This is a genomic window from Sphingomonas sp. (assembly GCF_013816785.1).
In the GTDB taxonomy this organism is placed as follows: Bacteria; Pseudomonadota; Alphaproteobacteria; order Sphingomonadales; family Sphingomonadaceae; genus Sphingomicrobium.
Genome location: NZ_JACDDV010000025.1, coordinates 1 through 12,847, shown reverse-complemented (window position 1 = coordinate 12,847; position 12,847 = coordinate 1). Strand labels below are relative to the sequence as shown.

The following is a 12,847-nucleotide window of genomic DNA, read 5'->3' as shown; positions in this document are numbered from 1 at the left end:
GGACGTTCAGTGGCAAGCTCAAGCGAGCATGTAGCCGACGTCGGAGGCGGCAGTTGGATATGCGAACATGGTGTCGAGAAGGGATTCGGCAGTCAGTCCGCTTCGTATCGACAAGGCGAATAGATTGATCACCTCATCCGCGCTTGGCCCTACGAGGTGCGCCCCGAGGATAACGCCGGTATTCTCTTCTATGAGAACTTTGTAGCCATAGACCGGCTCATTTAGGCGCCGGGCGGTGAACCACTTGGGAACGGACGCGGCGTTCACCTTAAACCCAAGTCCTTTGGCATGCGCATCGGCTTCGCTAAGTCCGACCGAAGCGATTGGTGGCACGGTAAAGGCGACGCTCGGCACCCCGTGGTAGTTGGGGCGAGCGTCTGCACCGTCGAGCATGTTCGCGGTAACGACCTTCGCGTCGTGGCTGGACACGGGCGTCAGCGGCGGTCCGCTTCGGGCGGCGTCACCCGCCGCGTAGACGCGCGGGTTCGATACGCTTTGCAGGCCGGGGGTCAATCTGAGCCGACCCTGATCAACGGCAACTTCACCTGCCGCGAGGTTGAGTGAAGCAAGTTCGGGGACGCGCCCGGCGGCGTGAATTACGAGATCCGCAGTGACCGCGATTTGCGATCCATTCGGGGAGGTCGCGCGCACCGTTAGCCCCTCTTCAGTTTGCCTGACGCTGTCGGCGGTGAAGCCAGTGTGAACGGTAATGCCGAGTGCGTCGAATGACGGCATAAGCCACCCGACCAGACTTTCATCAAATTGAGGCAGCAGTCGCGCACCGCGCTGGATGATCGTTACTTGCGCCCCAGCTCTGGCGGCAAGGTGGGAAAACTCGGCAGCGATATAGCCGCCGCCGATTAGGACGATGCGGCGCGGGAGCGATTCAAGTTCAAGAAACTCGTCGCTGGTCGAGACTAGTTCTTCTCCGGCAATGCCGAGCGGCCCGGGACTTGCACCAGTGGCAATGAGAATGTGGCGCCCGACAAGCTCGCGTCCTCCGATCTCGATGCGGTCCGGTTCGGCGAAACGAGCGAGACCCTGATATGCGTCCACCCCAAGATCGGAATAATGTCGGGCCTGTTTTGCCGGGATCGGGGCAGTGAAGCTTCGCTTGAATCTCATTAAGCTTGGCCAATCAAGACGCACTTCACCATAAACGCCGTGCGAATGCATTCGACGCGCGGCATCGATTGCCTCTTCGCCGCTGACGAGCATCTTCTTCGGATCGCATCCGCGAAGCGCGCAGGTTCCGCCGAACGGTCGATGGTCAATGACCGCGACACGCCAGCCCCTTTCGCGAACGCGAGCAATTGCAACTTGGGCGGCAGTGCCCGAGCCGATCACTATCAGGTCATAGGGCTCGCTCATGCTAGTCTCCATGCGATGCGCGGATTAGCAGCACGCCGCCCCGGAACCATCCGCCTGGATAGGAGGGCAGGGCACGTTTCCGTAGGAGCAGAAGACGCAGCAATGGCCTCGTTTCGGGCGGAGCAGAACGCCGCATCCAGTGCAGTCGTAAAAAAACTGGCAGGCGTCGGTCGGCATGGTTTCAACCGCCGAGTGCCCGCACTTCGGGCAGGTTATAGTCGATTGGAGGATTGGCGCTGCATCAGGCATAGAGATAGCCCGCAATCAGCAGCAGCACGCCGACGATTAGGCCGACGAGCGTCAGGACTCGCACTGCCAGTGGCGCGCACACTCCATTTGGACCGCAATTCGCCGCGTGACGCTGTTGCCGCCATAAAAGGATAGCCCCCCCGGCGAGAGCCAGCGCGGCAAACGCTAGAAGCGGGGCCCGGTTCGGCGCGGCGACCGACGCGACCTCCCCTAGCCAGGCGGTGCTGAGGCCCAGGCTGATCAGAAGGAGCGGAAGGGCACAACAGGCAGCGACGCCGAACGCGGCAGCGAGTCCGCCGAGTGTTAGAAGCGCCGAACCGGAAGCCTTGGCCGGCGGTGCTGGCAGACTACGGTCCACGAATGAAACTTCGGCCATCGAGAACTCCTTGAGATTGCTCAAATGGTCTCTTACCGTCTGTAGCAGCTACAGACTCAAGCGATTTGTTTTTTGAAAGCAAGATCGATGCCATCGCCGTCCTTCACCATAGGCCAACTGTCCCAGCGCACCGGAGCGAACATCGAAACCATTCGCTATTACGAACGGATCGGTTTGCTACCGGTGGCGCTTCGGCAAGGCCGCTACCGTTCCTACGGCGGGACAGATGTCGCGCGACTTGGCTTTGTCCGCCGATCGCGCGAACTGGGCTTCTCGATCAAGGAGGTGCGCGCATTGCTCGACCTCGCGGCAGGCGGGCACGAAAGCTGCGCCGAAGCCCGCGACCTCGCCGCCGCCCACCTGCACGACGTGCGATCGCGCATCGCTGATCTTCGTCGGATGGAGCGCACTCTGGCAACGACCGTTCGAGCTTGCAACGTGGGAGATGACGCCGGATGCCCGCTCATCGAGACGTTCGGGGAAAACCCTAAGGATGAACTGTGCTAACGTCCGCTTTCCACCTAAAGCAGACAAGTGGCACGCTTCGATTTTCCCTGTCCTACAAACCCTCGATTGTGCCGGGCTTTCCCCGCCGGTCCCGGTCCGGCGTGGTTTTGTGGCCCTAACTTCCACCCCTCCCTTCTTCAGGGAGGGGCTGGGGTGGGTGGTGAGCGAAGCGAACCGTCTTTCTCGCCGATCTTGTGGCACTTCACCACCGTTCTACCCACCCCTCAATCCTCTCCCCTGCAAGGGAGGGGCGGCCCCATCGCCATTCCCGGCTTGCGCCTGCCCAAGCAACCGTTCAGCTTCGCGCGTGTTGTAGAGGCGAAACGAATTTCGAAGGAAATTTCATGCGCGTGCTCATCGTCGAGGACGAACCCAATCTTGGCCGCCAGCTGCGCTCGACGCTTGAGGGCGCGGGCTATGCGATCGATCTCGCCACCGACGGCGAGGATGGCCATTATTTGGGCCAGACCGAGAATTACGACGCGGTTGTGCTCGATTTGGGCCTGCCCGAAGTCGATGGGCTGACCGTGCTCGATCGCTGGCGCAAGGAGGGCAAAAGCATGCCAGTGCTGGTCCTGACGGCGCGCGACAGCTGGTCGGACAAGGTGGCAGGCCTCGACGCCGGCGCGGACGATTACCTCGCCAAGCCGTTCCAGACCGAGGAGCTGATCGCCCGGCTGCGGGCGCTAATCCGCCGCGCCTCGGGCAATGCGTCGAGCGAATTGATCGCCGGCGACATCCGCCTCGACACCCGTTCGGGCAAGGTCAGCAAGGGAGGCGAGCCGGTAAAGCTGACCGCGCAGGAGTATAAATTGCTCAGCTACCTGATGCACCACAAGGGCAAGGTGGTCAGCCGCACCGAGCTGATCGAGCATATCTATGACCAGGATTTCGACCGCGATTCCAACACCATCGAAGTGTTCGTGACGCGCATCCGCAAGAAGCTGGGCGCCGACACCATCACCACCATCCGCGGGCTCGGCTACAGCCTAGAGGATCCAGGCGCTTGAACGACGCCGCCCCCGTAATCGAGGCGGCGGAGGAGGCGGTGGAGGTCAGGGCGCACCGCGGCGGATCGCTGACCCGGCGCATGATCGGCGTCGCCGCGATCTGGATCGGCGTGCTGCTGCTGATCGGCGGCTACGCGCTCGACCGGGTGCTGTCGCGCTCGATCGTTGAGAATTTCGACGCTCAGCTGGAATTCGTGCTGAAGGCTATGATCGCCGCGTCGGAAATCGGACCCGACGGCGTGCGCTTCATCCGCCCGCCCGCCGACCAGCGCTTCCTGGAACCCTATTCGGGCGCTTATTTCCAGATCAGCGGCGCGGGGCAGGAGACCTTCCCCAGCCGCTCGTTGTGGGACCGCCGCCTGACGGTCGATGCCGGGCATCAGGACAACAGTTTGCACAAGCGCGACAGCGGCGAGTTTTCCGGCGAGCCGCTGCGCATCCTCGAACGCGACGTGGTCCTTCCCGGATCGAAAGTCCGCTGGCGCTTTCAAGTTGCGCAATCGCGCGACGCGATCGACGGGCAGATCCTCGAATTGCGATCGATCCTGGTACGAAGCTTTGCCGCGCTCGGTCTTGGCCTGCTGTTCCTCGCCGCGCTGCAGGCGATTTATGGTTTGTGGCCGCTACGGCGGGTGCGGCGCGAGGTCGCCGCCATCCGGTCAGGCACGCAGACCCGCATCGCCGATGATTTTCCGCGCGAGATCAATCCGCTGGTCGACGAAATCAACGAGCTGCTCGCCCACTCCGAAGCCCAGGCCGAAGAGGCGCGCCGCCACGCCGGCAATCTCGCCCATGCGCTGAAGACCCCGCTGACCGTCATCACCAACGCCGCGACCGCCCATAGCCCCGATCTCGACACGACGGTGATCCGCGAAGCCTCGGCGATGCGCCGCCAGGTCGACCACCACCTCGCCCGCGCCCGCGCCATCGGCCGTCGCGCCTCGGCCCAGGCACGCACCCGGGTGTGGGACAGCGTCGAGCCAGTTCAACGCGCGGTCTCGACCCTTTATCATCAGGCGACGGTCGACATCGCCGGCGACCGCAAAGCGCAGGTCCGCGTTGAGCGGCAGGATCTGGACGAGATGCTCGGCAATCTGGTTGAGAATGCTGCCAAATATGGCGGCGGCCGGGTGTTCGTCACGGTCGAGCCGCCCGCCGGCGGGATGGTCGCGATCCTGGTCGAAGACGATGGACCCGGCATTGCACAGTCGGAGCGCGATGAGTTGTTCACGCGCGGCAAGCGGCTCGACACCACCGGCAAGCCCGGCACCGGCCTCGGCTTGGCCATTGTGCGCGATGTTGCCGAAATTTATTCGGGCCGCGTATCGCTCGACGAAAGCGAGGATCTCGGCGGTCTGATGGTACGGCTCGATCTGCCAGTCGGGTGAGCGACCGCCGTTCGTCGAAAATCCTTTGCGAACAGGCGGATCGCCGCCATGGTCGGGGCATCTTCCTAGGGGACTGACATCATGACTATTCGTACCGCGCTGCTCGCCAGCGGCGCCAGCCTTGCCATCGCCTTTTCCGCGCTTCCCGCTGCCGCTCAGCCGGTCAAGCCGGCCTACGGCACTTGGGGCTATGCCGCCTCGGCGATGGATAGCTCGGTCAAGCCCGGCGACGGCTTCTGGGCCTATGTCAACGGCGGCTGGGACAAGCGCACCCCGATTGCGCCCGACCGCGCCGGCGCCGGGGTCGGCGTAGTAGTCTCCGACCAGGCCGAGGCTCAGGTCCGCGCGATCGTCGAGGAGCTTGCCGACAACCCGACCGGGTCGCGCCTCGCGCAGCAGGTCGGCGATACCTACGGCAGCTGGATGGACGTCCCGACGATGGACAAGCTCGGCGCGGCCCCGCTGAAACCCTATCTCGCCCGTATCAAGGCGGTGAAGACCCGCAGTCAGTTGCTGGGCCTGTTCGTCGAGCAGGGCTATGCAGCGCCGATCGATGTCGGCATCCTCCCCAACCCGTCCAACCCCAAGGAATATGTCGCCGCTGTCGGTCAAGCGACGCTGGGCCTGCCTAGCCGCGAATATTATCTGTCACCCGAACCCAAGATGGTCGGCTACCGCGCCGCTTACCGCCAATATATCCAGACCATACAGCAACTCGCCGGCCTCTCCGGCGGCGTAGCCTCGGCCGACCGGATCATCGCGCTGGAGACCGCGCTGTCCGAGGCGCAATGGCCGGCCGCCGAACGCCGCGACCTGTCCAAGATCCTCAATCGGATGGACCGTGCGAAGATGACCGCGCTGGCGCCGCAGTTCGCCTGGGTCCCGACGCTCAAGGCCAGCGGGCTTGGCAATATCGGCACCGTCTACGTCCTGGAAACCAGCGCCGTCGCCGGCGCCGGCAAGCTGCTCGCGAGCGTACCGCTGTCGACCTGGAAGGAATGGATGGCGTTCCGCTTTGCTAGCGACCATGCCGCCGCGCTCAGCACGGCGCTCGACACCGCCCGCTTCGATTTTTATTCGAAACAGTTGAACGGAGTCGCCCAGCAGCGCGACCGCTGGAAGCGCGGCGTCCAGTTGGTCAACGGCGCGCTCGGCGAGGGCGTCGGGCAAATCTATGTGGAGCGCCACTATCCGGCCACGAGCGATGCCCAAATGGCCGAGTTGATCACCAATTTGCGCGCAGCCTACCAGGAACGGATCAGCGCCGCCAAATGGATGGACGAGGCCACCCGCACCGAAGCGCTGGCCAAGCTTGCCGCGTTCGATCCGCGCACCGGCCATCCCCAAAAATACATCGATTATTCGTCGATGATGGTGAAGCGCGGCGACGTGCTCGGCAATTCGTTGCGCTCGGCCAAATTCGACTGGGCGCTACAACTGTCGCGACTGCCCAATCCGGTCGACCGGTCGCTGTGGGGAATGACGCCGCAGACGGTCAACGCCTATTACAGCCCGTTTCAGAATCAGATCACTTTCCCCGCGGCGATTCTCCAACCGCCCTATTTCGACCCCAACGCCGACCCGGCGCTCAACTATGGCGCGATCGGTGCGGTCATCGGCCACGAAATGGGTCATGGCTTCGACGACCAGGGGCGCAAGTTCGACGCCGCCGGCAAATATCGCGACTGGTGGACCCCGGCGACCGCCAAGGCCTACACCGACCGGGCGGCGATGCTCGCCAAGCAATTCGACAGCTATGAACCGATCCCCGGCCTGCACGTCAATGGCAAGCTGACGCTGGGAGAGAATCTCGGCGACCTCGGGGGAATCGAGGCGGCCTACGGCGCCTATCGCAAATATGTCGCGGCCCACGGCGAGCCGCCGGTGATCGACGGACTCACCGGAAACCAACGCTTCTTCATCGCCTTCGCGCAAGCATGGCAGAGCAAGATCCGCGACGAGGCCTCGCGCCAGCGTCTGCTGACCGATCCCCACAGCCCCGCCAAATATCGGGTCGACGGAATCGTTCGCAATTTCGACCCCTGGTACGCCGCGTTCAACGTCCAGCCGGGTGACAAGCTCTACCTGCCGCCTGAACAGCGTGTCCACGTCTGGTAAAGGAATGAAACCGATGATTCGCCGCATTTCTTGTCTGGCCAGCCTGGGCGCCCTTGCGCTTGCGCTGGCCACCGCCGCGCCGGGGCAATCGGCCGAGCCGGCCTATGGCAGCTGGGGCATCGATCCGGCGGCGATGGATGGCGCGGTCAATCCGGGCGATGATTTCTTCGCCTACGTCAACGGCGCCTGGTCCAAACGCACCGAGATCGCGGCCGATCGCACGTTCGTCGGCATCGACTCCGTGCTCAACGATCAGATCGAAAAGGACGTTCGCTCGATCATCGAGGATCAGGCTCACAATCCCGCGGCGAATGGTCTTTCCGGTCAGCAAGTTGGCGATTTCTACGCCAGTTTCATGGACGAGGCCGGGATCGAGGCGCTCGGCGCGGCGCCGCTCCGACCCTATCTTGCCAGGATCGACGCGGTGAAGAATCGCGCGGAGTTGGCAACGCTGTTCGGATCAACCGGCTACACCTCACCGATCGGTCTGTTCTTCTCGCCCAATCCGGACGTGCCGACGCGCTATTCGGTGTTCGCGACCCAGTCGGGGCTAGGGATGCCGGGGCGCGATTATTATCTGCTGCCTGGTCCGAAATATGTCGCGTTCCGCAAGGCCTATCGCGATTATGTGATCAAGATTCAGACGCTGGCCGGCATTCCCGGCGCCGCGGCCAAGACCGACCGCATCATCGCGCTGGAAACCGCCATCGCCCGGGTCCACTGGACGCCGGAGCGGTCGCGCGACACCAAGGCGACGACCAACCCGATGACGCTGGCCGAGCTCAAGGCCTTCGCCCCTGATTTCGACTGGGATCGTTTCCTCGCGGCGCAGGGCATCACCAATCCGGGCACGATCATCGTCCAGGAAAAGAGCGCGATCGCCGATGAGGCAAAGCTGGTCGCGAGCCAGCCGCTCGACGATTGGAAAGACTATCTCGCTTATCGCTTCGCCAGCTCGAGCGCGCCTTACCTGCCAAAGTCCTTCGCCGTCGCCAATTTCGATTTCTATTCCAAGACCCTGCGCGACGTCCCGACCGAGCGGCCGCGCTGGAAGCGCGGCGTCAGCCTGGTCAACGCTTCACTCGGCGAAGCGGTCGGCCATATCTATGTCCAACGCCATTATCCGGCGGAAAGCGACCGCCAGATGGGCGAGCTCATTAGCGACATCCGTGCCGCGCTGAAGGACAAGATCGATCACAGCGGCTGGATGGACGCCGCGACCAAGGCGGAAGCGGCAACCAAGCTTGCCAGCTTCGACCCGCGCACCGGGCATCCGGTAAAATATATCGATTATTCGACGCTCAAGGTGACCCGCGGCGACCTGCTCGGCAACGTCATGCGGGCGCATGAATTCGAGGAAAAGCGCCAGCTCGCGCTGTTCCCCAAGCCGGTCGACCGCGCGCAATGGGGCATGTTGCCGCAAACCAACAACGCCTATTACGATCCCTCGACGAACCAGATCACCTTTCCAGCGGCGATTCTCCAGCCCCCCTACTTCGATCCGCGCGCCGATCCCGCCGCCAACTATGGTTCGATCGGGGCGACGATCGGGCATGAAATCGGCCATGGCTTCGACGACCAAGGCCGGCTCTACGACGGCACCGGCCGCCTGAGCGATTGGTGGACCGCGGCCAGCGCCAAGGCCTACGGCGTCCAGACCGCCGCCCTGGTCAAGCAATATGATGGCTACGAGCCGATCCCCGGCACCCACATCAAGGGTGAGCTGACCCTGGGCGAAAATATCGGCGACCTTGGCGGACTGGAGGTCGCCTATGCCGCCTATCGCCGCTACGTCGCCAAGCATGGCGAGCCGCCGGTTATCGACGCTCTCACCGGCGACCAGCGATTCTTCATCGCCTATGGCTACAGCTGGCAGTCCAAGTTCCGCGAAGGCGTGGTCCGCAACCAGTTGCTGACCGACCCCCATTCGCCGGCGGCCTATCGGGTCAACGGCGTCGTCCGCAACGTCGACGCCTGGTACAGGGCGTTCAACGTCCGGCCCGGCAACAAAATGTATCTGCCGCCCGAGCGGCGCGTGCACATTTGGTAAGTGGCCGGCGCCCCTTGCCGAAGCTGCGCTCACTTCTGGTAACTACTCTCTCGCCAGCGCTTCGACCCGCTCGACCAGAGCGGCTTGCTCTCTCTCGCGCACCTCCCTAGGGCAGCGTCCGATGACCGCCACCGTGCACGCACTGGGTGACAAGCGCCCGCCGTCGCTGGGCCCACTGCTGGCGCTGGTCGCCGCCGACATGAATGCGGTCAATAGCGTGATCCTCGAGCGGATGCAGTCCAAGGTCGCGTTGATCCCCGAGCTCGCCGGGCACCTGATCGCCGGCGGCGGCAAGCGAATGCGGCCGATGCTGACGCTCGCGTCGGCCTGCCTGCTCGATTACCCCGGTACGCGCCACCACAAGCTCGCCGCCGCGGTGGAGTTCATTCACACCGCGACCCTGCTCCACGACGATGTCGTCGACCTCTCCGAAATGCGCCGCGGCAAGACCGCCGCCAACCTAATCTGGGGCAATCCGGCGAGCGTGCTGGTCGGCGATTTCCTGTTCTCGCGCGCATTCGAGCTGATGGTCGAGGACGGCAGCCTGAAGGTCCTCAAGATTCTGAGCCACGCCAGCGCCATCATCGCCGAGGGCGAAGTCGATCAGCTGACCGCCCAACGCCAGGTCGAGACCAGCGAGGAACATTACCTCCACATCATCGGCGCCAAGACCGCCGCGCTGTTCGCCGCCGCTTGCCGCATCGCCCCGGTCGTCGCCGAAGCTGGCGAAGAGGCCGAGGACGCGCTCGAAGCCTATGGCCGCAATCTCGGCATCGCCTTTCAGCTGGTCGACGACGCGATCGATTATTCGTCCGACGCCGCGACCATGGGCAAGGGCCAGGGCGACGACTTTCGCGACGGCAAAGTCACGCTCCCCGTCATCCTCGCCCATGCCCGCGGCAGCGACGACGACCGCGCGTTCTGGAAAGCGGCGATGCAGGGCGAGCGCAGCTCGGGCGATGACCTCGCTCGCGCCACCCGATTGATCGAAGGAACCGGCGCGCTGGCCGACACAATGGAGCGAGCGCGCCACTATGGCCGCCGCGCGATCGACGCCCTAGCCCCATTCCCCGCCGGCCGGGCGCGATCGGCCATGACCGAAGCGGTCGAGTTCGCGGTCGCCCGCGCCTATTGAGGAGAAACTGCATGCGCATCGGACTGGTCGGCCTCGGCCGGATGGGTGGAAATATGGCGCGGCGGCTGATGCGTGGCGGGCACGAGGTGGTCGCCTACGACCACGATGCCAAGGCGGTTGCCGAGCTTGTCGCCGATGGCGCCATTGGCGCGGCCTCGCTCGAGGAAATGGACCGCCAGCTAGCGTCGCCCGCCATCACCTGGATCATGCTCCCGGCGGGTCCGATCACCGACGGCGTGATCGAGCAGCTGGCGGCCATGGCCAAGCCCGGCGACATCGTCATCGACGGCGGCAACAGCTTCTGGAAGGACGATGTACGCCGCTCGAAAATGCTAGCCGAAAAGGGGATCATTTATCTCGACGTCGGCGTGTCGGGCGGGGTGTGGGGCCTCGAGCGCGGCTATTGCATGATGATCGGTGGGCCGGTCGAGACGGTCACCATGCTCGACCCGATCTTCGCCACGCTGGCGCCCGGCCTCGGCACGCTCTCGCGCACCGCCAACACCCGCTACCAAGACGGCCAATGGGGCGCCGAGCGGGGCTATGTCCGCGCCGGGCCGGCGGGGTCGGGCCATTTCACCAAGATGGTCCACAACGGCATCGAATATGGCATCATGCAAAGCTACGCCGAGGGCTTCGATATTTTGAAGCAGCGCGCAAGCGACAAGCTACGCGAGGACGAGCGGTTCGAGCTCAACCTGAGCGACATCGCCGAAGTGTGGCGGCGCGGCAGCGTCATCTCGTCCTGGCTGCTCGACCTGATCGCGCTGGCGCTGGCCAACGACGATAGCCTCAAGCAATTTTCGGGCCGGGTCGCGGATTCGGGCGAGGGCCGCTGGACGATCGACGCGGCGATGGAGGAATCGGTCCCGGTAGACGTCCTCGCCGCCTCGCTATTCGCCCGCTACCGCAGCCGGGTCGAGTTCTCGTACGCCGACCAGCTGCTGTCGGCGATGCGCTACGGTTTTGGCGGCCATGTCGAGATGCCGCAGTAAGGAGACATGCCGGACGGCGGCTGCGCGGCGCTTATCCGATCGGCATCATCACATGCGCGTAGGGCGTGCCGCCAAACATCACATAGGGTTTGCTTGTGTCGGGATCGCCGCCCGCCGGATAAAGCTTGTTGAGCGAATCCGACCCGACGACCATCACATGCGGGCCGGTTTCGACCCATTTGCCACCGTCCTTCGGCTGCTTACCCCAGGGATCGGTATTGCTCGCGTCGCTTCCGCCGGCGAGCATGTACATCAGCCCGACATTGTCCGCGGGCGGCGGTTTGTGGCCGATCCACGCTTCGGCCCATTTCATCGCGTTGGCGTCCATGCACATCGGGTCGGCTCCGGGAGTCGCGGGGTTGTCGCCCATGCAGGTCCAGCCGTTGGCGCCCTCTCGCAGCACGCTCATCGAGCCGTCGGCTTTCATCGCGACGATTTTGGCGTCCTTGCCGATCGACGCCGGCGCCGCCGCCAGCGCGCTTTCGATCGGGTCGGTCGACTTGGCCGCCGCACTCGCGTCGGGCTTGGCGGCCGTGTCAGTCCTCGATGCCTCGGTCACCGGACTTTTGTTGCAGGCGGCAAGCATCGTCAGGCTTGCGGTCGCCAGCAGGATCATTGATCGACGGATCGTCATGTCGCCCTCCATCCCTGTCAGAACATTGCTGCATATCACGATCGGGCGCGAATTTCGCATCGTTTCGACGATGCGAGGAGCGGCATGACCGGCGCCCTGCCGATCGAGGCAGTCCTGCCGGATCTGCTCGCTTCCCTACGCGCCGGGCCTCGGGCGCTGCTGATCGCGCCGCCGGGCGCGGGCAAGACGACTCGCGTCGGGCCGGCATTACTCGGCGAGTCGTGGTGCGAGGGTGAGGTTCTTCTGCTCGTCCCCCGCCGCCTCGCCGCCCGCGCCGCAGCTGAATATATGGCAAGAGAGCGCAGCGAGCCGGTCGGCGCCACTATCGGCTATGCCACCCGCCTCGACAGCAAGGTCGGCAAGGCGACGCAACTGATCGCCATGACCCACGGCGTGTTCCTCGCCCGGTTGCAGGCCGATCCCGAACTGGCGGGAGTCTCGGCGGTGCTGTTCGATGAAGTCCACGAGCGCAGCCTCGACGCTGACCTTGCACTAGCCCTTGCCCTCGACGCCGCCGCCTCGCTGCGCCCCGATCTGCGCATCGTGGCGATGTCGGCAACGCTCGACGGCGAACGGTTTGCAAGATTGCTCGACAACCCGCCGCTGATCGAAAGCGAGGGGAAGAGCTTCCCGTTGACCCTGATCCATGAAGGTCGCGACTCTGCCCAGCGGATCGAGCCGCAAATGGCCGCCGCCTGCCGTCACGCGCTGGCCGAGCATCCCGGCTCATTACTGGCGTTCCTTCCCGGGGTCGCCGAGATCGAGCGCACCGCCACCGCGATCGGCGAACTCCCGCCGACCGTCGTCCTCCACCGCCTCCATGGCCAGGTCGATCCCGCCGCTCAGCGCGCTGCGCTTGCCGCGCCCACGCCGGGGACGCGCAAGCTGGTCCTCGCCAGCTCTATCGCCGAGACCAGCCTGACGCTCGATGATGTGCGCATCGTCGTCGACTCCGGACTCGCCCGCCGTCCGCGCTATGACCGCGGCGCCGGCCTCACTCGCCTGGTCACCGAG

General features: G+C 64.6%; 12 protein-coding genes. 8 read left to right on the top strand and 4 right to left on the bottom strand.

Translation table 11 applies throughout. The features are described 5' to 3' along the window. Window positions 1-18: 18 nt before the first annotated feature. From H0W65_RS06870 to H0W65_RS06860, 3 genes are read right to left on the bottom strand one after another with little or no spacing between them, the layout of a single operon-like run. A complete protein-coding gene (locus tag H0W65_RS06870; protein WP_294005673.1) occupies window positions 19-1,371 on the bottom strand; it encodes an NAD(P)/FAD-dependent oxidoreductase in 1,353 nt (450 codons plus the stop codon). Window positions 1,372-1,395: 24 nt separating this feature from the next. Beyond that, window positions 1,396-1,620, bottom strand: a complete 225-nt coding sequence (locus H0W65_RS06865) for a GDCCVxC domain-containing (seleno)protein (RefSeq protein ID WP_294005670.1) — start codon at window positions 1,618-1,620, stop codon at window positions 1,396-1,398. Then, on the bottom strand, window positions 1,613-1,996 hold the full coding sequence (locus H0W65_RS06860; protein ID WP_294005668.1) for a mercuric transporter MerT family protein: 384 nt from the start codon (window positions 1,994-1,996) through the stop codon (window positions 1,613-1,615). The genes H0W65_RS06865 and H0W65_RS06860 overlap by 8 nt, the downstream gene beginning before the upstream one ends. A gap of 87 nt (window positions 1,997-2,083) precedes the next feature. Here H0W65_RS06860 and H0W65_RS06855 point away from each other — a divergent pair, with 87 nt between their 5' ends. The 7 genes from H0W65_RS06855 (at window position 2,084) to gnd (ending at window position 11,199) form a co-directional block, all read left to right on the top strand. After that, a complete protein-coding gene (locus H0W65_RS06855) occupies window positions 2,084-2,503 on the top strand; it encodes a helix-turn-helix domain-containing protein (RefSeq protein ID WP_294005665.1) in 420 nt (139 codons plus the stop codon). A 344-nt stretch (window positions 2,504-2,847) separates the two neighbouring features. After that, entirely contained in the window at window positions 2,848-3,513 is a 666-nt protein-coding gene (locus H0W65_RS06850; protein ID WP_294005662.1) for a response regulator transcription factor, read from the top strand. Between the two features lie 80 nt (window positions 3,514-3,593). Continuing rightward, a complete protein-coding gene (locus tag H0W65_RS06845; RefSeq protein WP_294005719.1) occupies window positions 3,594-4,901 on the top strand; it encodes an ATP-binding protein in 1,308 nt (435 codons plus the stop codon). 81 nt (window positions 4,902-4,982) lie between these two features. Then, on the top strand, window positions 4,983-7,019 hold the full coding sequence (locus tag H0W65_RS06840) for a M13 family metallopeptidase (RefSeq protein WP_294005659.1): 2,037 nt from the start codon (window positions 4,983-4,985) through the stop codon (window positions 7,017-7,019). Window positions 7,020-7,032: 13 nt separating this feature from the next. After that, the gene (locus tag H0W65_RS06835) at window positions 7,033-9,069 is read left to right on the top strand and encodes a M13 family metallopeptidase (protein WP_294005656.1); all 2,037 of its coding nucleotides are present in this window, start codon (window positions 7,033-7,035) and stop codon (window positions 9,067-9,069) included. Window positions 9,070-9,190: 121 nt separating this feature from the next. Then, window positions 9,191-10,204 (top strand): polyprenyl synthetase family protein, encoded by a 1,014-nt coding sequence (locus H0W65_RS06830; protein WP_294005653.1) that lies wholly within the window; start codon window positions 9,191-9,193, stop codon window positions 10,202-10,204. Between the two features lie 11 nt (window positions 10,205-10,215). After that, window positions 10,216-11,199, top strand: coding sequence for a phosphogluconate dehydrogenase (NAD(+)-dependent, decarboxylating) (gnd, locus tag H0W65_RS06825; protein WP_294005651.1), 984 nt, complete (start codon window positions 10,216-10,218; stop codon window positions 11,197-11,199). A 31-nt stretch (window positions 11,200-11,230) separates the two neighbouring features. Here gnd and H0W65_RS06820 read toward each other — a convergent pair whose 3' ends face one another. Then, complete coding sequence (locus tag H0W65_RS06820) at window positions 11,231-11,833, bottom strand: hypothetical protein (protein WP_294005648.1); 603 nt, start codon at window positions 11,831-11,833, stop codon at window positions 11,231-11,233. Between the two features lie 84 nt (window positions 11,834-11,917). Between H0W65_RS06820 and H0W65_RS06815 the strand changes: the two genes are divergently transcribed. Beyond that, window positions 11,918-12,847, top strand: a 930-nt coding sequence (locus H0W65_RS06815; RefSeq protein WP_294005645.1) for a DEAD/DEAH box helicase, incomplete at its 3' end; no start/stop codon positions are given.

What these genes read in the sequence shown, in the direction of transcription:
- H0W65_RS06870 (WP_294005673.1), bottom strand. Translation starts at nt 1,371, where the DNA reads ATGAGCGAGCCCTATGACCTGATAGTGATCGGCTCGGGCACTGCCGCC.
- H0W65_RS06865 (WP_294005670.1), bottom strand. Translation starts at nt 1,620, where the DNA reads ATGCCTGATGCAGCGCCAATCCTCCAATCGACTATAACCTGCCCGAAG.
- H0W65_RS06860 (WP_294005668.1), bottom strand. Translation starts at nt 1,996, where the DNA reads ATGGCCGAAGTTTCATTCGTGGACCGTAGTCTGCCAGCACCGCCGGCC.
- H0W65_RS06855 (WP_294005665.1), top strand. Translation starts at nt 2,084, where the DNA reads ATGCCATCGCCGTCCTTCACCATAGGCCAACTGTCCCAGCGCACCGGA.
- H0W65_RS06850 (WP_294005662.1), top strand. Translation starts at nt 2,848, where the DNA reads ATGCGCGTGCTCATCGTCGAGGACGAACCCAATCTTGGCCGCCAGCTG.
- H0W65_RS06845 (WP_294005719.1), top strand. Translation starts at nt 3,594, where the DNA reads ATGATCGGCGTCGCCGCGATCTGGATCGGCGTGCTGCTGCTGATCGGC.
- H0W65_RS06840 (WP_294005659.1), top strand. Translation starts at nt 4,983, where the DNA reads ATGACTATTCGTACCGCGCTGCTCGCCAGCGGCGCCAGCCTTGCCATC.
- H0W65_RS06835 (WP_294005656.1), top strand. Translation starts at nt 7,033, where the DNA reads ATGATTCGCCGCATTTCTTGTCTGGCCAGCCTGGGCGCCCTTGCGCTT.
- H0W65_RS06830 (WP_294005653.1), top strand. Translation starts at nt 9,191, where the DNA reads ATGACCGCCACCGTGCACGCACTGGGTGACAAGCGCCCGCCGTCGCTG.
- gnd (WP_294005651.1), top strand. Translation starts at nt 10,216, where the DNA reads ATGCGCATCGGACTGGTCGGCCTCGGCCGGATGGGTGGAAATATGGCG.
- H0W65_RS06820 (WP_294005648.1), bottom strand. Translation starts at nt 11,833, where the DNA reads ATGACGATCCGTCGATCAATGATCCTGCTGGCGACCGCAAGCCTGACG.